Raw genomic sequence first — 281 nt, forward strand, 5'->3', positions numbered from 1 at the left:
CGAGCGACGTTGTTCGCCGGCAGGTTTGGTGTAGCTGACGCTTCACCGCCTCGCCGCGGTCCACGTCACGGTCCAAGTGCAGGGTGACGGTCTTGGCCGTGGCGTCCACCGTGAGGCTATTGACGCGGATGGCGAGGCCGCTGGCACTATTCACCGCAAAGTCCGTCGCGCCAGCGGTATGGATCGCGTCCAGACCCAGGCTGCTGGCCTCGGTGTAGATCAGCACCAGATCGTGCCCGCTGACCGTGGCGGTGCCAAGGACCGGGTCCGTGTGGTCGGCT

General features: G+C 66.5%; 1 protein-coding gene. It reads right to left on the reverse strand.

What is annotated here, in order from left to right; genetic code table 11:
- A partial coding sequence (locus VTU_RS29955) for a SwmB domain-containing protein (protein ID WP_010109512.1) occupies window positions 1-281 on the reverse strand: 281 nt, incomplete at both ends.

The sequence above is a fragment of the Verminephrobacter aporrectodeae subsp. tuberculatae At4 genome (genome assembly GCF_000193225.1).
Lineage (GTDB): Bacteria > Pseudomonadota > Gammaproteobacteria > Burkholderiales > Burkholderiaceae_C > Acidovorax > Acidovorax aporrectodeae.